This is a genomic window from Wolbachia endosymbiont (group A) of Brachyopa scutellaris, from assembly GCF_964026995.1.
Classification (GTDB): Bacteria; Pseudomonadota; Alphaproteobacteria; order Rickettsiales; family Anaplasmataceae; genus Wolbachia; species Wolbachia pipientis.
The window spans coordinates 1,206,952-1,229,135 of record NZ_OZ034720.1 but is presented as its reverse complement, the minus strand read 5'-3'; the positions used below and the strand labels follow the sequence as shown (position 1 = coordinate 1,229,135).

General features: G+C 35.6%; 18 protein-coding genes and 2 tRNA genes. 14 read left to right on the top strand and 6 right to left on the bottom strand.

Going from position 1 to position 22,184, the window contains the following annotated elements:
- Positions 1 to 27: 27 nt before the first annotated feature.
- The gene (locus tag AAGD93_RS06295) at positions 28 to 1,800 is read right to left on the bottom strand and encodes an Rne/Rng family ribonuclease (RefSeq protein ID WP_341819339.1); all 1,773 of its coding nucleotides are present in this window, start codon (positions 1,798 to 1,800) and stop codon (positions 28 to 30) included.
- A 138-nt stretch (positions 1,801 to 1,938) separates the two neighbouring features.
- Between AAGD93_RS06295 and rpmG the strand changes: the two genes are divergently transcribed.
- Together rpmG and AAGD93_RS06285 are read left to right on the top strand one after the other, a co-directional pair.
- A complete protein-coding gene (gene rpmG, locus AAGD93_RS06290; RefSeq protein ID WP_341819338.1) occupies positions 1,939 to 2,139 on the top strand; it encodes a 50S ribosomal protein L33 in 201 nt (66 codons plus the stop codon).
- A gap of 25 nt (positions 2,140 to 2,164) precedes the next feature.
- Positions 2,165 to 2,440, top strand: a complete 276-nt coding sequence (locus tag AAGD93_RS06285; protein ID WP_010082632.1) for a helix-turn-helix domain-containing protein — start codon at positions 2,165 to 2,167, stop codon at positions 2,438 to 2,440.
- 56 nt (positions 2,441 to 2,496) lie between these two features.
- Here AAGD93_RS06285 and AAGD93_RS06280 read toward each other — a convergent pair whose 3' ends face one another.
- Positions 2,497 to 3,378, bottom strand: coding sequence for a zinc ABC transporter substrate-binding protein (locus AAGD93_RS06280; protein ID WP_341819337.1), 882 nt, complete (start codon positions 3,376 to 3,378; stop codon positions 2,497 to 2,499).
- On the opposite strand from AAGD93_RS06280, the gene AAGD93_RS06275 reads away from it, so the two are divergent.
- From AAGD93_RS06275 to AAGD93_RS06265, 3 genes are all read left to right on the top strand, one after another.
- A complete protein-coding gene (locus AAGD93_RS06275; protein WP_341819336.1) occupies positions 3,370 to 4,110 on the top strand; it encodes a metal ABC transporter ATP-binding protein in 741 nt (246 codons plus the stop codon). The two genes, AAGD93_RS06280 and AAGD93_RS06275, sit on opposite strands and share 9 nt — an antisense overlap.
- A complete protein-coding gene (gene ubiB, locus AAGD93_RS06270) occupies positions 4,107 to 5,537 on the top strand; it encodes a 2-polyprenylphenol 6-hydroxylase (protein WP_341819335.1) in 1,431 nt (476 codons plus the stop codon). Before AAGD93_RS06275 ends, ubiB begins: the two co-directional genes overlap by 4 nt.
- Before the next feature lie 474 nt (positions 5,538 to 6,011).
- Positions 6,012 to 6,871, top strand: a protein-coding gene (locus tag AAGD93_RS06265) for an IS630 family transposase (RefSeq protein WP_341819229.1) whose coding sequence is annotated in 2 segments (ribosomal slippage) — positions 6,012 to 6,336 and positions 6,336 to 6,871 — 861 coding nt in all. Because the reading frame shifts where the segments join, the coding sequence is not laid out codon by codon here.
- 130 nt (positions 6,872 to 7,001) lie between these two features.
- On the opposite strand, the gene uvrA is transcribed toward AAGD93_RS06265, so the two are convergent.
- The 3 genes from uvrA to AAGD93_RS06250 all read right to left on the bottom strand — a co-directional run bounded on the left by uvrA (position 7,002) and on the right by AAGD93_RS06250 (position 13,958).
- Positions 7,002 to 9,797: an excinuclease ABC subunit UvrA gene (gene uvrA, locus AAGD93_RS06260; protein WP_341819334.1), complete on the bottom strand. Its 2,796-nt coding sequence runs from the start codon at positions 9,795 to 9,797 to the stop codon at positions 7,002 to 7,004.
- A 598-nt stretch (positions 9,798 to 10,395) separates the two neighbouring features.
- Entirely contained in the window at positions 10,396 to 10,908 is a 513-nt protein-coding gene (locus AAGD93_RS06255) for a hypothetical protein (protein ID WP_341819333.1), read from the bottom strand.
- Positions 10,909 to 11,003: 95 nt separating this feature from the next.
- A complete protein-coding gene (locus tag AAGD93_RS06250) occupies positions 11,004 to 13,958 on the bottom strand; it encodes a phosphoribosylformylglycinamidine synthase subunit PurL (RefSeq protein ID WP_341819332.1) in 2,955 nt (984 codons plus the stop codon).
- Between the two features lie 100 nt (positions 13,959 to 14,058).
- Here AAGD93_RS06250 and AAGD93_RS06245 point away from each other — a divergent pair, with 100 nt between their 5' ends.
- Together AAGD93_RS06245 and AAGD93_RS06240 are read left to right on the top strand one after the other, a co-directional pair.
- Positions 14,059 to 16,857 (top strand): WPE palindromic element domain-containing protein, encoded by a 2,799-nt coding sequence (locus AAGD93_RS06245; protein ID WP_341819920.1) that lies wholly within the window; start codon positions 14,059 to 14,061, stop codon positions 16,855 to 16,857.
- Positions 16,858 to 16,957: 100 nt separating this feature from the next.
- Entirely contained in the window at positions 16,958 to 17,092 is a 135-nt protein-coding gene (locus AAGD93_RS06240) for a hypothetical protein (RefSeq protein ID WP_341819331.1), read from the top strand.
- A 744-nt stretch (positions 17,093 to 17,836) separates the two neighbouring features.
- Here AAGD93_RS06240 and AAGD93_RS06235 read toward each other — a convergent pair.
- Positions 17,837 to 17,909 (bottom strand) — tRNA-Gly (locus AAGD93_RS06235).
- Between the two features lie 180 nt (positions 17,910 to 18,089).
- Between AAGD93_RS06235 and AAGD93_RS06230 the strand changes: the two genes are divergently transcribed.
- The 7 genes from AAGD93_RS06230 to AAGD93_RS06200 all read left to right on the top strand — a co-directional run bounded on the left by AAGD93_RS06230 (position 18,090) and on the right by AAGD93_RS06200 (position 22,183).
- Positions 18,090 to 18,710, top strand: a complete 621-nt coding sequence (locus AAGD93_RS06230; protein WP_010962900.1) for a ribonuclease D — start codon at positions 18,090 to 18,092, stop codon at positions 18,708 to 18,710.
- Between the two features lie 116 nt (positions 18,711 to 18,826).
- Positions 18,827 to 19,150: a thioredoxin gene (gene trxA / locus AAGD93_RS06225; protein WP_006279168.1), complete on the top strand. Its 324-nt coding sequence runs from the start codon at positions 18,827 to 18,829 to the stop codon at positions 19,148 to 19,150.
- Between the two features lie 42 nt (positions 19,151 to 19,192).
- Positions 19,193 to 19,269: transfer RNA gene (locus AAGD93_RS06220), tRNA-Ile, on the top strand.
- Between the two features lie 78 nt (positions 19,270 to 19,347).
- Positions 19,348 to 20,004: a CADD family putative folate metabolism protein gene (locus AAGD93_RS06215; RefSeq protein ID WP_022626367.1), complete on the top strand. Its 657-nt coding sequence runs from the start codon at positions 19,348 to 19,350 to the stop codon at positions 20,002 to 20,004.
- Between the two features lie 39 nt (positions 20,005 to 20,043).
- Positions 20,044 to 20,430, top strand: coding sequence for a dihydroneopterin aldolase (locus AAGD93_RS06210; RefSeq protein WP_070356932.1), 387 nt, complete (start codon positions 20,044 to 20,046; stop codon positions 20,428 to 20,430).
- A complete protein-coding gene (gene folP, locus AAGD93_RS06205; protein WP_341819329.1) occupies positions 20,427 to 21,707 on the top strand; it encodes a dihydropteroate synthase in 1,281 nt (426 codons plus the stop codon). Before AAGD93_RS06210 ends, folP begins: the two co-directional genes overlap by 4 nt.
- Positions 21,704 to 22,183: a dihydrofolate reductase gene (locus AAGD93_RS06200; RefSeq protein WP_015589265.1), complete on the top strand. Its 480-nt coding sequence runs from the start codon at positions 21,704 to 21,706 to the stop codon at positions 22,181 to 22,183. The genes folP and AAGD93_RS06200 overlap by 4 nt, the downstream gene beginning before the upstream one ends.
- The last annotated feature ends 1 nt before the right edge of the window (position 22,184 follow it).

Here is a 22,184-nt window from a genome sequence, read left to right as displayed (position 1 = left end):
AATTACAAGCCCAATTTAGGTTTCTAATTAGTTATTAGAACTTAAAAGGCGCGAAAGCCACTTAGTCAGCCACAAATTGCCTCGTAGTTTATTTGAATTATCAGCTTCTTCATTGCTGCTATCCCCAATTTGGTATCCAGAGTTCTGTAATGGCTTATAACCGTTTAAATTAACATCATCTCCTTGTTTTAAAACAAATGCATTTACATCTAAACTGTTATCAATACTAACGTTCAATGTAATATTAAACTCTTTTTCGATTGTAGAAACTGTATTGCGTTTGTTATTAAAAATGTGCGCTATAACTGCACTGTGTGCTACTAAATCAAAAGACTTATTTCGATTCTTGTTAGCAATATATTGTAAATCCCTTAGTATTGATGAAACAATTACTTCGTTTGATTTTACTCTTCCAGTACCTTTGCAGTGTAAACACTCTGTAGTATTAATTTCTTGTATGTTTGGTTTAATTCTTTGTCTTGAAAATACCATTAAACCAAAGTCATTTATGTAGCTAAATTGAACTTTAGCTTTATCATCTTTAAACGCTTGCTTTATAGCAGACTCAACAGCTCTGCAATACTGATATTTCAACATATCAATAAAATCGACTACTATTAATCCTGATAGGCCCCTAAGATTCACCTGTCTTGATATTTCAGGTACTGCTTCCATGTTGGTTCTATAAGCTGTTTCTTCTATGCTATCTTCTCCTGTCATCTTTCCTGAATTTACGTCTATTGAAACAAACGCCTCAGTTAAAGTTATTATCAAAGACCCACCAGATGGCAATTCTACTCTATTGCTATATAACTCAGAAATTTGATCTTCGATTCCGTAGTAAGTAAAGATCGGAGCATAACCTCTATACAATCTATAGCGCAACTTACTACCTTTTAGTGCATTGTTAGCATATTGCCTAACTGCCTCAAAAGCTTCCTTTCCAGACACTATAACTTCTATACCATCGCTACAAAAATCACGAACAGATCTCATAATTACATCTGCTTCATTGTAAATTAATGATGGAACGTTTACAGAGAAGGCATTTTTTTGAATGCTCTGCCATAATGAGGATAAGTAATTGTAATCCTGCTCAATTTCTTTCTTATTTTTTCCTGAACCAACAGTTCTTACTATTAAACCTGATCTTTTTGGCAAGTTTATTGAACTCAGTATCTCCTTTAACTGCTTTCTGACATTAGCATCTTCAATTCTGCGAGACACTCCACCTTTACTCATGGAATTTGGCATGAAAACACAGTATCTACCCACTAAAGTTATGTATGTTGTAAATGAAGCTCCTTTATTGCCTCGTTCTTCTTTAGTTAGCTGAACCAATACTTTTTGATTTACTGAAATAACATCTTGTAATTTGTATTTTTTATATAAAGGTACCTCTCTTACAAAACCACTACCTGACTCGTTGACATTCTTACTAGCTGCAGAATCTGAAGAGACATTTGCTATGGTATCGTTCCCTTTTTCTGTATAATCGTCATTTGAGTAGCTCTCAAAGATAGTTTCCTTTTCTTTTTCTGGAATATTGAAGTAATCTAGAGATATCTCGGAAAAAGACAAAAAACCTTGCTTATTTTTTCCATATTCGATAAATACGGCTTGCAAAGAAGGCTCTATACGCTTTATATAAGCAACGTATATATTACCTCTTAATTGTTTTTTTTCCTTGAATTCTTGTTCAAATTCTACAACCTTATTATTAACTGACAAGGCAACTCTTACCTCATTAGAACAGGTGGAATTTTCTATCAATAATAACCTTTTACCACTATTTACCACTTGCTTTTCATTCTGAAGTTAACTTCATGCTACTTAATGCACTGTTGATTGTCAAGAATTTTACGATCTGCATTATTCGGTTGACTTTTAGTGTTTTGCGTAATAAACTCGCATAGAATTTATTATATCATTATAAGTATGGCGAAAAAAAATCCTTCTTTGCTCGTTAAGTTAGTTAGCACTGCAATCAAGACAACAAAAACTGGTGAAGAAAAATCAACAGGTTATTTTTATGTAAAAAAGCGTAATCCAAAAAAGCTTACCAAAAAACTGGAGTTTAGGAAGTATGACCCAGTAGTCAGAAGGCATGTGTTATTTAAAGAAGAAAAACTAAAGTAATTTTTTTATAAGGGATTTTATTATTATGCAAAATTTACAATTAAGTTATCCTATAATAGTAGAGTTGGGGGATGTGAAAGATACAAAACTGAAATTAATAAAGGTCATTGCACAATTAATAAGTAAGAAGTACACAACACAGAAAAAAGCAGCAAACGCTCTAAAGATTGATCAACCTAAAGTATCTCAAATCAATAGGTCAAAAATCGAAGGGTTCTCCTTAGAATACTTGCTTAACTTATTGATTGTATTGGGCCAAGACATAAACGTAAGAATAAAGCATAATTCTAAACCTGCATAATATGTAAAGGACAAATAAATGCAGAACAATAAAACAGTAAGCTAAAAGGGAACTTATTACTCAACAAAACAAGACTTAAAATTTTGTGCAATGTTATTGATTATAGCTAGATATGCATCTTTTCCAGGCTCTATGTCTGATCCAATAGGATCAAGAACTACCATTTTTGCGTCATTAGAAAGAGCATTAGGCTTTATGCTGTCTTCCTGTGAATGAGCAAATATACATTTAACGTTTTCTTCCTTCATTATCTTTTTTAGCTTCATTAAACTCCTCATACCTATGTAAGAATCCTCTTCTATGGAAAGAATGGCGCTTGGGTGATTTAAACCAAAATATTTTTCAAAATATTGATAAGCATCGTGAGTGACGATATATTTTTGATTTTTAAAATCATTCAGTTCTTTCATGATTTCTTTTACTTCTTGGTCTATTTTTTTTATAGCTTTTGTTGCATTAGAGTTGTATCGATGGGAATTTTCTTTATCTATGTTAGACAATGTTGCACTTATAGAAAGTATCATGCTCTTTGCATTTTCGGGACTCAGCCAAATGTGTAAATCTTTTTCATCTTGAATGTGAGTGATTTTTCTAGAAAATGAATGTGGCCGAGTAGGAAGTAGGTTGATTGCCTTTGACAATTGCGCTAGTTCTTTATTATTTTTGGCGAAAGTTTGAACAAACGTCTCTAAGTTATCGTCAACATAAAATATAACGTCACTTGATTCTAAATTACTCGCATCAGATGGCTTTAATATATAATTATGCGCAGATGTTGCATAGCCAAGCAATTCCGGTTCTAAAATCCCTTCTGTAACAGAAGCTACAAGTGAGTGGATAGGTTTGATTGTAGCTACAACTTTTAAATTGGATGAAAAGGCGATATTATAGTATAGTGTAAATGAAAGTAATAAAAAAAAAGTCAGTAAATGTCTCATATAAACGTTGAGAAGAAGTTAAATTTTGTCAATAAATTAAATAATGTCAATAATCATGTTCTAAAAATAGAAAATCTTGCTCTCACATATGATGGTAAAAGAATCCTTGACAATATCAATATGTTCATGGAAAGAGGAGACGTAATTACAATACTTGGTCCAAATGGTGGAGGTAAAACCTCTTTAGTGAAAGCAATTGCTGGCATAAATAAAAGCTGTACCGGTAGTATCGTATTTGCTGACAATATAAAAATTGGCTATATGCCGCAAAATTTTAGTATTAGTAATTTGATGCCAATAACAGTTGAATATTTCCTTTTAAATAGCTCCTTGAAAAGACTAAAGAAAAATCAATCCATTATTACAGAAACGATAGAGTTGGTTGGTATCAGTAACATTTTGAAGAATCAAGTGTTAGAAATTTCTGCAGGGCAAACACAATTATTGCTACTTGCACGTTGTTTAATTGCAGAGCCTGACTTGATCATTCTAGATGAACCAGTTAGTGCAATGGATATTAACGCGCGGGCTAAATTTTATGATACTATAAATAAAATAGCAAAAAAACGATTGGTATCAATTCTTATGACTTCTCATGATCTTAACTCTGCTCTACCATCCTCAGATTACGTAATTTGTATAAATAATACTATCTATTGCCAAGGCAAGCCTGATGAGATTATGAAAAATAGAACCCTAAATGAAATATTTAGCAGTTACACAGCAAAATGATTCAAAATATTTTGCGTCTTCTGCACATAACTACGGTGCTGACGCGTTACAATATATTACCTTATTTACTTCCACCATCAAAAAAATCAATAAATAAAATACAAGGCCACAAGCTAAAGTGTGCTCTTGAAAAATTAGGTCCGGTGTTCATTAAGTTTGGGCAGTCTATCTCATCACGTACTGATATTTTAAATGAGGATATAACAAATAACTTGTTATTGATATGTGATAGATTGCCATCATTTTCACATAAAATAGCAGTTAAAACTATAGAAAGTGAGTTTAATTGTAAATTGAGCGACATTTTTTCAAGCTTTTCTGAAAAGCCAATTGCAGCAGCATCGATTTCTCAGGTGCATAAAGCGGTTACAACTGAGGGTAAGGAAGTTGCTGTGAAGGTTTTAAGGCCAAATATTGAGAAAACATTCTCAAGGGATATAAAAATGCTTTCTTGGCTCGCAGAAATTGCAGAAAAATTTAGCGAACAATCAAAAAGGCTGAGGCCAATTGAATTAGTCAAAACTTTTGCTGAAATTTGCCGATTAGAGTTAGATCTACGTTTTGAAGCTGCTCACTCTTCGGAACTAAAGGAAAACACAAAAAATGACAGAGGTTTTTATGTACCTGAAATAGATTGGAATAGAACTGCAAAAAAGGTTTTAACATTAGAATGGATAGAAGCAACGCCAATATACGAAGTTGAAAAACTGAATAATCATAAGCAAATAGCTATCAATCTTATAGAATCGTTTTGTAATCAGGTATACAGGGATTGTTTTTTTCATGCTGATATGCATCCTGGAAATCTAATGGTTGATAGTAATAACAATATTATTGCCCTGGATTGTGGAATCATGGGTAGAATAGATCGTGAGACATGCTATTACGTTATAGAGATACTCAAAGGCTTTTTAAATCGGGATTATGATCACGTTGCAAAAATGCACTTTAAAGCTGGTTACGTTTCATCACAGCATAGAAATTTTGTCACAGCTTGCAGGGCAATAGGTGAACCCATTATTGGGCAGCCTATACAGAAGATTTCATTTGCTAGTTTACTTGCTCAGCTATTAAAAATAACTGGTGATTTTGATATGAAAGTTCAAACACAATTGTTATTGCTGCAGAAAACTATGATTTTACTGGAAGGGACATGTAGAAAGATCTACCCAGAAATCAATATGTGGAAAGTAGTTGAAGCGTGGATAAGCAGTCAACATGAAAGTAAAATAGGGTATAGGGAAAAAATTAGAAGTTCTTATCCTGTAAAAACAATCCAAGGGATATTTAGCCTTATAGAAAAATTAAACCTAATAGCTGATAAAAAATTAGAAAACATCCAAATTAAAAATAAATCAAATGGAAAAGTCTATTTTTTATTGTGGTTTGTAATTATAATTCTAATCGTTAAACTTTTAATTTCTTAAACTATGGGAAAAAACTGCGTCAAATCCAATTTTTATTCAACTTAATTTTTAATCTGCAGGAGCCGAGTTGAGAATGTCCAATTTTCCACTTTCTTTATGTATCTGTTCAGCAGAGTGGCAAAATAAGGTAGACGAGAAAAGACAACTATAGGAACAAATGGGTGTCATGCCAGTGCGTGACACTGGCCTCTTGTTTCAATGTTAAACAAAATACCATAGAATTCAAAAAGACAATTCCTAGAAAATTTCTACATCCAAAAAAGGCATAAGTTATGTTAATGCTGTTTGAATGAGATGATATAAAGATAAGCCAAATTTTTACAAAGAAAACATTTCAAGCAGCAAGACACCTTTGATTGAAAGAGAGCACCAAATTTATGGGGTGAGTAACTGCGCTATTTCAACTATAGTATAGCTCTTTCCATAAAAGTCCGGATGTGATAGGATAAGGATAGATGATGATAAGGAGGTTGAATGCCAGCAGCATATAGTTATGATTTAAGAAAAAAAGGAATGGAAGCGCTAGACGAAGGAGAAAGCAGAGAAACAGTGGCAGCAAGATTTAAGATTGGACGAACTACTTTATGGGAGTGGCAGCAAAGAAGAAAAGAAACAGGAGACTTTCAATCAAAAAAACTTGGAAATGGGGGTTACAATCACAAAATTACCGACTGGGATACCTTTGCCAAATTTGCCAGAGAACACGGAGGAAAGACTCTATCGGAAATGGCTAAACTTTGGAACAACGTTAGTATCCAAACGATCTATCGAGCCCTTAAAAAAATTGGATTTACGCGCAAAAAAAGACATATGGATACAAGGAAAGAAACGAAGAAAAACGTGCTGAATTTTTGAAAATTATAGCGACAAAAGAACCTAAAAACTTAGTGTATATAGATGAGTCTGGCATTGATAACACCGAAGACTACCCCTACGGATATTGCCAGAAAGGACAGCGGTTTTATGCCTTAAAATCTGGAAAGAAAACTCAACGAATCAGTATGGTTGCAGCCTTAAGTGGAAGAAAGATAGTTGTTCCGTTAACCTTTGAAGGCCACTGTAATATGGATGTTTTTAATGGATGGTTTGAGCAATTTTTGACACCGATCTTGGAACCTGGACAGACTGTCATTCTTGACAATGCTACTTTTCATAAGTCTGATAAGATTATCGAGCTTGCTAAAGGGGTTGGTGCAGAAATTTTGTATCTGCCGCCTTATTCTCCAGATTTCAACAAAATTGAGCATCATTGGTTTGCTATAAAAAAAAGAGCCAGGAAAAACATTCCTCTATTCGAATCCTTTCGTCGTGCTGTTGATTCTGCCTTCCTATGACCTGTTCGGACTATTATGAGAAATGCTATACAACTCCATATTCAACGTACCTTCTAAAGTATCGATATACTGACATTCTTATCTCCAAATCATAAATATGCAACCTAGCCTAATATAATTAAGAAATAGTTTATAATAAATACGTTTTAAGATACCTGCCTGTAACACTTTCTGGAATTTTTACCACTTCTTCTGGAGTTCCAGTAGCAATCACTTCTCCGCCTTTTATTCCGCCCTCTGGTCCGATGTCTATTATATAATCTGCAGTTTTTATAACGTGCAAATTGTGCTCGATAACTATAACAGTGTTTCCCAGATCGACTAATCTATGGAGTATTTTTAGTAAGTTATTTATATCTTCAAAGTGTAATCCAGTTGTTGGCTCATCAAGAATATACAATGTTCTTCCGGTAAATCGTTTTGATAGCTCCTTGGACAGCTTTATTCGTTGTGCTTCACCCCCAGACAACGTTGTTGACGACTGTCCGAGTTTTATATAGCCAAGCCCCACTTCCTGCAAAGAAATCAACTTTTCTTTTACCATTGGAAGGTTTTCAAAAAAATCACAAGCTTGATCTATCGTCATATCAAGGACATCAGAGATTGATTTTTCTTTATAAGTAACTTCCAATGTTTCCCGATTATACCTTCGCCCTTTACACTGCTCACACTTCACATAAACGTCCGGTAGAAAATGCATCTCTATCTTTAAGTGCCCATCACCTTTACAAGCCTCACACCTTCCCCCTCTGGTATTAAATGAAAACCGGCCTATATTATATCCCCTTGCTTTTGACTCCGAAAGACCTGCAAACCAATTTCTTATATGAGTAAACATACCGACATATGTTGCTGGATTTGACGCAGGAGTTCTACCAATTGGCGACTGATCAACTTCTATAACTTTATCTATATATTCAAGGCCTTCTATTCTATCACACTGACCATACCTTGCAGACGAATGATGTATCTTATGTGCTGAATATTTATATAACGTTTCTATGACTAAACTTGATTTTCCCCCTCCTGATATTCCAGTCACACAAATAAGATTCCCTATAGGAAATTTAACGTTCACATTTTTTAAGTTATTTTCACATGCATTTATTACTTTTATGAACTGAGTTGCTTGCTTTCTTCTCCTTGGAATTAAAATTTTTTTCTCTCCACTCAAATATTGCCCTGTTATGCTCTCTGAATTTCTTTGCACCTGGTCTGGTGTTCCTTCTGCAACAACTTTTCCACCATTTACACCAGCTCCAGGACCAATATCAATCGCATAATCAGCAGCCATTATTGTATCTTCATCATGCTCAACAACGATTACAGTGTTACCCATGTCTCTCAAGTTTTTCAGTGTAGCAATTAACCGATCATTATCGCATTGATGAAGGCCTATCGAGGGTTCATCAAGCACGTACAGCACTCCTGTTAAACCAGAGCCAATTTGTGAAGCAAGTCTGATCCTCTGACTCTCACCGCCAGAGAGAGTGCTAGATTCTCGATCAAGCGTTAGGTAATTCAACCCTACATTCTTTAAAAATGCTAGCCTCTTGATTATTTCATTTAATATTTTACTTGAGATTTGCTTCTGTTGTTCTGTGAGCTTGTCTGGCAAATTTTCAAACCACTTAAGGGATTCATCGATGCTGAGCCTAGATATTTCACCTATATATTTGCTATCAATTTTTACTGTAAGCGCTTCTTTTTTCAATCTATAGCCAGTACATTCTCTGCAGTGAGTGACAGAGCAATATCGCTCAACAAGTGTTTCATCATAATCCATCTGGTTCTCCAAGATACTGATCAAACCTTGAAATTTATTAGAGCCAAAGAGTATCATATCTTTTACTTCTTGATCTATGTTCTTCCACGGAATATCAAGGTTAAATTTGTAGTTTTCAGCCAGTGATAGAATTGCACTTTTTAGAAATCCATAACCTGTGTGCACTTGACGGAACATTGATCCCACTGGCTTTAAAGCACCCTCAGATATTGAAAGAGTTTCATCCGGTACTATTAGCTTTATATCAACACTTAGTTTTTTACCAAGCCCATTACACGAACCACATGCACCGTAAGGGCTGTTAAAAGAAAATAATCTTGGTTCTATTTCCTCAAGAGTGAAACCAGACTCGGGGCATGCAAAATTCTCTGAAAAAGTCAGAATTTGACCATTTTTATACTCGGAATTATGGTTGTCAGGTAGGTTTACTATTTCTACATACATTAGACCATTACCAAGTTTTAGTGCGGATTCTATACTACTTGGCAGTCGATTTCCTATATCGCCCAATATTGATATTCTATCTGCAACCACAAAAACGTCGTGTTTCTTGTTCTTATCGAGTTTAGGCAAGTCATCTACATTGTACACTTCACCATCTATTTTGAACCTTACGTAACCTTGTCTTTTAATTTCCAATATCTCTTTAAGATGTTCTCCCTTTCTACCACGCACAACAGGGGCAAGTATATATATCTTAGTTTCTAAAGGTAACGCAATTATAGTGTCTACAATTTGAGACACCGTTTGTTTTGTTATTGGTAATCCAGTTGCAGGTGAATAAGGAACTCCTATTCGTGCATATACTAAGCGCAAGTAATCGTAAATTTCGGTAACAGTTCCAACTGTTGACCTTGGATTTTTTGAGATCGATTTCTGGTTGATAGATATTGCAGGAGAGAGACCTGTAATCGACTCAACATCTGGTTTATCCTGAATGTTGAGAAATTGACGCGCGTAAGCTGACAGGCTTTCAACGTACCGGCGTTGGCCTTCTGCATAAATCGTATCAAATGCGAGGCTAGACTTGCCAGAACCACTTAGCCCAGTTATAACAACTAGCTTGTTTTTCGGTATATTGACGTCTACACCTTGCAGATTATGTTCCCTTGCGCCCTTAACTCTGATAAAATCGTCCATATTATACCATATAGCGTATTAATCATTATAGCCTCAAAATACGTGAATTTATAGTGATATATTGATTTTCTATTGATTTTTTCAACTGTTACGGAAAATTAGGCAGCGTTTGATAAATCGTCATTCCGCTACTTGTTAGCGGCTGAGATACCGCGACGGTATGACGGTTAAGTAGGCCAGTGCCCCTATGATGTCATCCCAGTGTCAAGCACATAGCTGTACGAACGTTGTAGTTTAGGAGCAATTCCCACCAGTGGGGTGTCATCCCAGTGCCCAGACACTGGTTCTATGCAACTTAATTAAAAACGTTTGTTTTAGCGTAAGACAACTACCTTTAGCTCATCAGCTCAGTTATAAGCAAAATTTCTGGATTCCAGACTGGAATGACACCATTTGCTGTGCAATTTACCTTCAAAAATGAATGTTCGTACAGCTATGTGTCAAGCACTGGAATGACACCCCCCTGATGGGCTCAAATCATAATGTTTGTACAGTTGTGGGTTTAGGCTACCTATAAATTCTAAACTGTTGTTACGTATTAGGACCACCAAATACACCCCCAGGACCCAAAGTCAGTTTAGCTATATCAGAAAACAGGTTATGTGGAAATCTTAAAATATTTCTTGCTTGTCAAGCAAAATAAATACATTCCTACAAACAAACAGATGCTCAATATTGACACATAAGAAAACTTAAAAATTAAATCTCTAATATATATTGATAAGCATTTACCTGCAGAAAATTTGTATAGTAATCCAACACATACAACGGCACTATCAACCACTGATGCTATAATTAAAGTAATGAAATTTGCCATATGAAAATTCAACTTGGACTTCAATTTTTCAAAAATAATTATGCTTGAGAGAAGAGAGACTAAAATTGCAGTATATGAAATCAATATCATCAAACTAAAACTTTGCAATTTAAAAACACAACATAGCACTGTACACACTATTAAACTGTACGTAGCTTTACTTTTGCCATAAAATTCAACTATTGAATTTACAACTAAAGCAGCTCCCACAAATAAGGCAGCACATATCATCAATTTATTTGAAGTGTTGAGTAAAGAAAGACTGATAAACAGGAGTATCGATAAAATAGACATAATTACCTACCCAAAATTAATAACATACATTCATTCTAAATAAACATTACATATAGTAAAAGAGTTATTTAGCATAATAAGAAAAATATTTTATATTAGCATGCCACATCTTTCAGATCTACTTTTAAAACATCCTTTATGTTTAGCACCTTTTTCTCTGTTACTTTGCCAATACATGAATAAACTGCACCTTCAAACAATTCTTCAAACCTCTTCTGATTTTGTGGTGCAATAGTAACCAAAATTCTACTTTGCGATTCAGAAAACATTATTATCTTGTTTATTATGTCTGTATTTTGTATTTTTCCTATTGGCACTAGTGAAAGATCGATTTCAGCACCAAGGTCTCCTGCAATTAGCGATTTTGCCAGAGCAATAACTAATCCGCCTAAGTTTGGTGCAATTGCAGAGGCAATTATGCCATCTTTTATTTCCTGGTTGTAACGCTCATACAACTTCCTAGCGCTCTTTGCATCAACTTTTGGTACGTTGTTATTACCTATTCCACTATATAACTGATATTCAGATCTACCAAGTTCATCAAGTGTTTCTCCAAGTACATATATCAAGTCTCCCGGCATTTTCACATCAAGCGATACCGCATTTTCAATATTTTCTATAATTCCAATTGCTGAGATGAGTAATGAAGGTGGTGCAGAGATTATCACTTTCTCGCCATTTTCATCATATCCCTTGAAGTCATTGAACATACTGTCTTTTCCGGATATGAATGGTGTTTTAAATGCAGTTGCAAAGTCGTAACAAGCCTCTGCAGCTCTCTTTAGCTGCCATAGCCTTTCTGGATTATAAGCATCACACCAGCAAAAATTGTCGAGCAACGCTAGATGATTTATATTTCCTCCTGCGGCTACATAGTTGCGTATCGCGGTGTCAATTGCACATGCTGCCATGTGGTAGGTGTCAATTTCTCCATAACTTGAGCCAAATCCTTGCGATTTTACAACACCTTTATTTGAAGAAAGAACAGGCCTTGAGACAATAGCTTCGCTGCACATTCTTCCCTTGCCTTGCAGTGGTTTTAACACTGACGATCCTTGAACCTCATGATCATATTGCACCACTATGAACTCTTTACTGCGTATGTTTGGTCTGCTTAACATTTCTTTTAATTCAATTTCGAAAGAAGGCGAACTTGTTGTCATTCCAGCGCGTGGCGCTGGAAGCCCCTTAGACCACGGCTTTGTCTGTAAATGCACTTTAGGATTACCATCATGCAGAAATTCAGTTCCGATATCCATTATTACTTTCCCTTTAGGACATTTAACAACAGCTTTACCACTCTCATTGAACTCTCCAATCACACAAACCTCCACATCATGTTTTTTCATGATTTGCTTAAACATAGGGAGATTTTCTTCTGGCACTGCTAAGGTCATTCTCTCTTGTGATTCTGATATCCATATTTCCCACGGAGCCATACCATCGTTTTTAAGGAGAACCTTGCTCAAATCAACTTCAAATCCGTCTTTTCCCATTTCACCAATAGACGACGACAGCCCACCTGCTCCGTTATCCGTTATTGCATTATAAAGATCAAGATCTCTTGCTTCCAAGGCGGCGTTGGATAATTTTTTTTGTGTTATAGGGTCACCAATTTGCACAATTGTTGAAGGGCTGTTTCCCGACAAAGCCTCTGAAGAAAACGTTGCACCGTGAATTCCATCTCTTCCAACTCTTCCACCAATAATTACGATTTTATCGCCGTTTTTAGGCCCTTTGATGTGTGAAGGTACATTATTTATACTGCGCGGAATAATTCCGACACTGCCAACAAAGACTAACGGCTTTCCACAAAATCTATCGTCAAAATATACCGATCCAAGTTGTGTTGGAATACCAGAGCAATTACCAGCAACATTAACACCGTGAATCACTTCTTTCATTATATATTTTGGCGGTAAGATCTCATCAGTGCGCTCTTTATCCCTATAAAATTTGCCTTTTGCTTCTTTGGCAAAGCAAAAGTAATAGGTATTCATTATAGGCTCTGCGCCTTTACCGAAACCAACTATATCACGATTTACTCCAAGTACCCCAGTCATTGCTCCACCAAACGGATCAAGCGCCGAAGGGCTATTGTGAGTTTCAACTTTATCTACGATTAAGTAATCGTCATTAAAAATTATTCCTCCGGCATTGTCGGAGAAAACTGACACGCATATGTCAGAATTTATCTCACGCGTTGCACGCTTAATATAATGTGCGTATAGGCCATCTTTTATTTCATCAATGGGAGAGCAAAAGATATTGTGCTTACAATGTTCAGACCAAGTTTGTGCTAGGGACTCAAGTTCAATATCATATGGATTTCTATTAAGTTTTTTAAAGTAATCCTTTATAGCTTTCATTGCTGCCAGAGAGAGCCCTAAAGTGCCATTACCATCGATTCCATCTCTGCTGATTTTCTCAAGTTCTTGGTTACTTACGTTTAAGTTAACAGATTTGGCTTTGCCATTAATGGTGTCATTTGAGTAGCTGATACTGGAATCTACATCTTTTTTCTGGATCCCAGTGTCTGGGCACTGGGATGACAAGTAAGAGAGCGCTGAAGAGTTTGCTTTGTATTTACCATAATATTTCCAGCTATAGTTCTTACAGATAAGTGTGCAATACTCAGTGATAGGATTAAATTCTTGTTTTATATCATCTTCAGTTGCTTGACTTAGAATCAATTTTGAACTTCTTGCTTTGATATAAACATTTTCATCAATGTAGTTCTTGTTTATTAAATATTCTCTAACAATTTGTTTCACTGTGTTGCCTACATTGTCGGTCATGCCAGGTAAAAAGCTTATCTCCAAGCCCCACTTTGCTTGTGGTTCTATGAAGTTATATTGAACTTCTTCAAGGTTTTCATTGTAGGAATAATAACGGCAGTCTTGTATGACTTTATTATAAAATAGCCCACAAATTTCTTCATATAATTTTGGTGGTAATTCTTTGTGTATATAAATCGAGTAAACGTTGACTAACCATCTGCAGCCAACTTGCTCACATTTATTTAAAACTTCTATTCTGATGTTTGTCATGTAATGTTATAAAAGATTTTAATATATAATAGCATACAAGCACGTTTATATTTTAAATAATTTCTATACAATAAAAGTATTGTATTAATTGTTACTGTTAGTGGGAAGAGTTTTTACCGTTAATGTGGATGAATCCCTTTTCGATGTGCTGGTTCAGCATATATTTTCTGAATATGAAAGAGAAAAAATCCCTGAAGTAAAGATCATACTTCCTTGCAAGAGGGATGTGATAGCGCTGCTGAGTGCATTCAAGAATTATAACGCTAAAAAATGCATAATTTTGCCAGAGATAGTTTCGCTAGAGAACATCGATGAGGAGGATTTAATATTAAATCTTGATAGAGTCAAAGTTATCAAGCCAACAAAAAGGACGCTGCTACTCATTCAATTCATATTGGAGTGGAATAGAAAAAATAATGATAATTTTCCAATTGATTTAGCTTATAGCCTGCCATCATTGCTTGATAAAATTCAGTATACCCAAATGGCAGAGTTCGATGAACATTCAAAAAAAATAGAAAGTTTCATAAATTTACTTATTGAAACATGGAATAAAATTTTAAAAGATTTAGGAGTAGTAGATATATTAGAACATAAGAGTGATTACATAAACAGTATGATAACCTCTTTACAAAAAGACCAATATATAATCTTTGTTGGAATTGGAAAGGATAAGTCGTTAATTAAGGCTATATATGATCTGCCATTTGGAAAAATAATTTTGCCTAACCTGAATTTGAAAATTAAAGAGAAAGACTGGAAATTGCTTGATAAAAAACACTATCAATATTGCCTGAAAGATCTACTCGATTATTTAAAAGTGGATAGAAGGGATGTTAGTTTTCTGCCAGAAGCGTGTTCTGGTGTCATCCCAGTGCCCAGACACTGGGATCCAGAAAACTTAACTTTAAATGAGCGCACCAGGTGGCTGTATAATGAAAACTGGATCCCAGTGTCAAGCACTGGGATGACAGAAGAAAGGGCTGGGATAACAGGAAGTCCTGAGGAATATCTAGATTACGTCTTTGATACAACTGCCGATCTAAGCAAAGTTAGTAGTGGACATGTTGGCAATATTGAAGTCATCACTTGTGATTCCAGAGAGGAAGAAGCACAAGTGACATCATTAATTATAGAAAATGAAGGTTATGAAAACATTTCTTTGGTCGTCTTTGATAAATTACTTGCAGCTCGTATAGCATGTTTATCAAGGCAACACAGTGCCATACCGGAAAATTACCCTTATATAACGCTTCTGCTTTATAGTATCGAAGTTTTGACCTCAAATTGGAGCAGTGTGTCATTACTTTCGCTCCTTAAACATAGGCTAGTGACTTTTGGTTACACTCAAGAAGAGTACACTCGGATTTTATCTGAATTTGAAATAGAGATATTACGCAACTTTAGTACAAATGGCCTGAGCGATATTATAAATGCTATCAATGCCCATAAAAAGCTAAAATACAAAGAAGATATATTACTTATTATCAGTAAGTTAGAGGTTATATTTAATCCTTTACTTCGTTCTATAAATTGCTCTATTTTCGATGTGGTAGCAACTCATTTGCAGTGTATTAATATATTATCTGGTATAAATTTTTCAGAGCTAAATAGTGAAATAGGTAATTTTACCTGTAATTTCTCAAATGCATGTGAGGGTGTAGGAATTAAATGCTCCTTAGAGTTATATAGCCAAATTCTGACCTTATTTTTAGAGAAAGAGTTTTTCTCTGTAGCAAGTGACTTGAATAAATTCAGCTTATATCACAACAAAGTTGTAATACTTGCTGGATTTAATGAAGCGCCAAGCTTTCAAAGTCCGCTTTTGAATGCACTTACGAGAGAAAAATTTAATCTTCCTTCTGCGCAAGAAGAGCAGGGGTATTTTTTTTATACTTTACACAATTTGTTTTGTGCAAGTAAGGTTTATATTACAAGATCGCTAAGCCATAGAAAGCCAATTCTATTGCAGCGTTTGGAAATTCTGCTCAAGGAGGGGAAGCAGCCGTATCGTGATTGGCTAAGGATATTAAATACGCCTGAATGTATTGTTCCATGTACTCAGCCTATGCCAAAACCTCAAACCGAAGTTAGAAAAGAAAAAATGCAGGTGATGTCTTGCAGTGCAATAGAAAAGCTAATTCGTAATCCTTATTCATTTTACGTTGAATATATACTGGGTCTTAAACAATTAAGAGACTTGAATTTTAAGCCATCGATATTGGAATTTGGCACTATGGTACACAACATTCTTGCAAGATATTTACGCAACAAAAAATCTCCAATGAGCATTGCACGAGAAGCATTTTCGACTAGTCAGTTTAATTTTTCAAATATGTGGTGGGTAAGACTACAAAAGATAATTCAATCTTTTGTCGAATTTGATGAAACTCGAAGCAATTATGTTGAGTTGGAAAAGAACTTTTCCTGTCCGATATTTCATATTCCAGCGCGTGACACTGGTTCTTGTGATCAGTATGAAACTGCTTGGATGACAAATAAGCCACAAGAAATTTCACTGACAGCAAGATGTGATAGAGTTGAGTATCTATCAAGTGGGCAAGTAGCAATTATAGACTATAAACTTGGTTCACCACCTTCCAATGAAGAAGTGATGTCGGGGTTTTTTCCGCAATTAATTTTACAAGCCTTAGCGGTAGAACATATAACAAAAAGAGAAGTCTCAGAACTTGCTTATTGGAAACTTGATTATGATAAAATAAAAGTTATTTCTATACAAAATTATAGATACAAAATGCAAGAATTAAAAAATGATCTGCCTGGTTTTTTATCTAACTATTTAAGTAATTCCACACCCTTTATTGTCTCTCCATATTTTGATAAATTCCTGAGATTTAACAGCTATAAACAGCTAGAAAGGGTAGGAGAGTGGTTGTAAATGGTGTCATCCGAGTACCTGACACTGGTTTCTATCCAAAAGGGTGTCATCCCAGTGCTTGACACTGGGATCCAGGAAAGTTTATACTAAATGAATATTTTTGATGAGGTTGCACAGAAGCTGGATCCCAGTGTCAAGCACTGGGATGACATCATCCTTTTTTGGATTCCAGACTGGAATGACAGCAGTCCTACGTCATACCGCCGCGGTATTTCCAGATCCCGCTAACACGTAGCGGGATGATGGTTGTCAGGGTGTTGTCCAAGTAGCCTCCTTCTTATGTTATCCAAGTAGCCTCTTTCTTGTCATCCCAGTGCCCAGACACTGGGATCCAGGAAACTTAACTTTACACCAGGTAATAAGAACTGGATTCCAGCGTCACGCGCTGGAATGACAGCAGTCCTACGTCATACCGCGATTCATTCGCGGTATCTCAGCTGCTAACAAGAGATCCCACTAACACGTAGCGGGATGACGGTTGTCGTTTAGCCATAAACATTAAGAAATTTACCAAACGAAAAAAAAGGCAAAAGAAGCCCTGGGGTTATTATCCGCTTTAAAATATTGGCGTTTTTTATGTTTTAAACGCTTGACAAGAGAAATTCAGCTGCTTTTAATTGCAACTAACTTACGCTGCAAACGTTTAAGAAATTTACTAAGCAGAAAAAAAGACAAAGAATCGCCGAGTTAGCTAGTCTTTTACTATCTCTGTCGAGTATTGGCATTTTTTGATGTCTTGTAACGCTTTATAAGCGCGTTCAGCTTATTTAGATAAAAATCTAGATGTAGATGAAGTTTTGTAAAGACATACAGTATCTATATACTGCAAAAAATTAAACATAAGACGCCGATACATTAAGTAATCCTTACCTTTTAATCTGCAGATTGGCGAAAGCAAATACAATAGCTTCACTTTCATGATAAGGGGGCTGGCGGAGTTTGTCAAGGGATTTTTGACGAAATGATTTTGAAAGCAAAGAGCGGGAGAAGGGGTTCGAACCCTCGACCTCAACCTTGGCAAGGTTGCGCTCTACCAACTGAGCTACTCCCGCAATTAAATTAACCTAAATTTACTTAATTATAGGCATATACAGCGATTTGTAAACCCCGTGTACACGAAAAATGTGAGAGCCCATAAATTTGCGTGGTTCCTTCTATGATCTTTTCGTATACTTAAGGCTCATTTTTGATTATCATAGGTTTTCAATTGTGCCAAAAAATGTATTAATTTTATGGGAATATTTTTATATAAAGACGACTTGCCAGCTAGTTCAATACCAGATGATATAAGGTCTATAGCTGTTGATACCGAGGCAATGGGGCTACTTCATAGCAGAGATAGATTATGCCTTGTGCAGCTCTCTTTTAATGATGGCAACGCTCACTTAGTTCAACTCAAGAACGATTATACAGCGCCAAATTTGAGAAAAATATTAGAGGATAAAAATATAACTAAAATATTTCACTTCGCGCGATTTGATGTAAGCATAATACGTTATTACTTGGAAACTTGGGCACTTCCGTGCTATTGCACAAAAATAGCTTCACGTTTAGTTCGCACTTACACAGATAATCATAGCTTAAAAGAGTTATGCTTAGAGCTGCTTGATACCAAACTAAATAAGCAGCAGCAATCTTCTGATTGGGGAAATGAAAATTTAACAGACAAACAAAAAAGTTATGCTGCATCTGATGTTTTGTATCTCCACAGGATAAAGGAAAAGCTAGACTTAATGCTGGAACGTGAAAATAGAAAAGAATTGGCCCAAAAGTGCTTTGAATTTCTTCCTACTCGTATTGAGTTAGACTTAATGGGTTGGGAAAACGTGGATATCTTTAACCACCAGATGTAATAGAAGTTTTTTGTTTGTGCAAAACACTTTAGGGCAATTTTTCAAGCTCTGCGGTAAGAATTTAGTTGATTAACTGCTAATAAATACGCTATATTTTACAAAAATTTAGGTATTTTATGAGTGATGATATTACATCGGTAAATGATCAAAATTTCAAATCTGAAGTCACTGACTATAAAGGGTTTGTTCTGATAGACTTTTGGGCAGAATGGTGTGGACCATGTAAAAGTCTAATGCCACGTATCGAACAATTGGCTAAAGACAGAAAAGGCAAGATTAAGATCTGCAAATTCGACATAGATGAAGGGACTGAAGTGCCAAGTAAGTATGGAGTGCAATCTATACCCACTTTAATCATATTTCAAGATGGTAAGGAAATTGCACGCAAAATTGGTGCAACAAATGATTTGTCAAGTTGGGTTGATAGTGAAATAAGCTAATAGACAAATTTGCTTTTGTGTGTATTATAAATATTGATAAAAGGGATTGTAGCTCAGTCGGTTAGAGCAGTTCGCTCATAACGAATTGGCCGTAGGTTCGAGTCCTACCAATCCCACCATTGTATTGATCTTAGCATGATCGTAACAATGAGAAAACTATAGTATATGAACTATATATTAATGTAATGGGGGAAATGATGGAATTTACTAAGTCTCTAAATAACAAGTTAGATGAATTGCACTTACTAAATCATCCATTTTACCAGTCATGGAATACAGGAAGCTTAAGCTTGCAAGCTTTACAAACCTATGCTAAAGAATATTATCACCACGTTGCTGCGTTTCCTCGTTACATCAGTGGTATACATTTTCTGTGCCCAGATCTAAAAATGCGACAGGTTTTACTTGGTAATTTAATAGAAGAGGAACAAGGTGATGAAAATCATCCAGAGTTATGGAAACGTTTTGCTGAAGGGCTTGGCGTTGCGCGATCTGATCTTCGTGAAAGTGCACAGATTAAGGAGACACAAGAATTAATTGATGGTTACTTTGACATTGTAAGATCAGGTTTTGCAGCAGGTCTTGGAGCCTTGTACGCTTACGAACGTCAAACTCCAGAGGTTTCCAAGTCTAAAATTGAAGGTTTAAAAAAACACTATTCAATAAGTGATGAGCGTTCTCTTCAATTTTTTACGGTCCATATGCATGCTGATGAATGGCATTCTGAGGAATGTGCAAATCTTATTGAAGATCTAGATGAAAAAGAGCAAGATAAAGTTATGCAGGGTGCTCAAAAGGGAGCAAGGCTCTTGTGGGGTTTTCTTGATGGAATGATGAATGCTAGCGTGTGTTAGTAGTTGTAAGTAGCTTAAACTCAGTGATGTTGGAATGCAATGTCTGCATGTAATCTTCTTATATCTGACTTACGGCTTTGGGTTCATTTAGGCTATAGTGCAGAAGAGAAGTATCATTCTCAATTAGTTAGTGTTAATATTGATTTTACCTTTAAATCCCCCCCTTTAGGACTTACAACTGACCGGCTTGAGGATACTATATGCTACTTGGAGGTAGTTCAGAGTATTCAATCTCTCGTTCAAAGCAAGCAATTCAACTTAATCGAGCATTTAACTCATGATATATACAGGACCATTAATAACCTTGTGATGCAAAAAAAGCTTATTATTTCTTCTATAGGCGTAACTATTCACAAAGTTGCACCACCTGTCCCCAGTGTGCATGGAGGTATTTTCTTTACTTATCGTAATGCGTTGCAAGAATGATTTACATTTCTATTGGCTCAAATATGGGGAATCGCTTTTCCCATTTACAAAAGGCTGCTCAGTTACTGCAGGAGCGCTATTTTAAAAATTTAAAATCTTCAATTATTCTGGAAACTAAGGCTATTTTACCAAATGATGCTCCACCTGGGTGGGACAGGCCATTTCTAAATATGGTTGTGTATGGAAGTTGTTCTTCTTCTCCTGAAGAGCTGTTAAAGGGCCTTAAACAAATTGAATGTGACATTGGCCGTCTGCAGGTCTATGAAAAATGGGCACCTCGCGTTATTGATTTGGATATTTTGTTATGGGATGACCTGACACTTGATACACCCTACCTTAAGATTCCTCACCCAGAATTGATAAACAGACCATTTTTGCTTCACTTGATGACAATGCTGAACCCTATGGCAGTAGTTAACAAAACGTTTGGTACTGTTAACCCTAACATTAAGGATTGCTTTTTAAGGAGTTTTACGCTTTCACCAGAGCTTGTAGGTATTGTCAATATTACTCCTGATTCATTTTCAGATGGTGGTCTTTATTATGATGCAGATCAAGCAACCAAGCAGGCACTGCGGCTGTTATCAGATGGTGCAAGCATAGTTGAACTTGGTGCTCAATCAACAAGACCTGGCTCCTCAATACAAACTCCAAAAGCAGAGTATGCACGCTTAAAACCAGTGCTTGATGACCTTAATCAATATATGAAAGTTGGTGACATTAAAGTCAGCATTGATAGCTTCTGGTCAGACGTTATTTTAAATGTTTTGGAACACTACAACATTGCCTGGGTAAACGATCAGAAGGGAGATCTAGATGATAATACCTTAAAAGCGATTGCTAGCAGTGGATGTAGTATCGTTATTATGCATTCACTCTCCATACCACCACATAGTGACAACATTATCCCAAGTGACATTGATCCAATTGATACCATAAATAATTGGGCAGAAAAGAGCATTAACAGGTTACTTGCCCTAGGTTTTGATCAAAGCTCGATCATTATTGATCCTGGTATTGGTTTTGGCAAATCTATGTACCAGAATATCCAGATTTTACGCAGTATAGAAACGTTACAAAATTTTGGCTGCAAAGTTCTGGTTGGTCATTCTAGAAAGTCATTTATTTCTTCTTTTTCTACAGAACCTGTCTTTAACCGAGATTTAGAAACAATTGCTTTATCATCTGCATTGCACAACAAGGTTGATTTCCTTCGAGTGCATAATGTGCGTGATCACATGCGATTCTTTGTAGCTCAAGCTGCTTTACAGGGATGATAGTTATCGGAATTATGGCTGTTGATCCCAAGGGGGTAATTGGAATAAATAATGGATTGCCCTGGCATTATCCAAGTGAGTTAGATCATTTTCGTCAGGTGACTGACAAACAAGTTATTGTTATGGGAAGAAAAACATTTGAAACTATGTCTCAAAACATATTAAAGGATCGTATCCCTGTTGTTTTTTCTCGTGACAAATTAAATTCTTGTTTTAACAGAGGAGTAAAATGCACTATTATTTCTTCTATGCAAGAGTTTTTGTCAATCCAAAGTAATTCTAAAGTCTTCATGATTGGTGGAGCACAAATAGCGCATCTTTTTTTGGAGTATGATCTAATCTCAGAATTTATCATAACAGAAATTCACAAACCCTATAAAGGTGATGTATATTTCAACTTAACACTTCTTGATGGATGGCATAAAACTATTCTCACCAAAACGAAAGATTATACTATATGTAGGCTAATACGTTAAT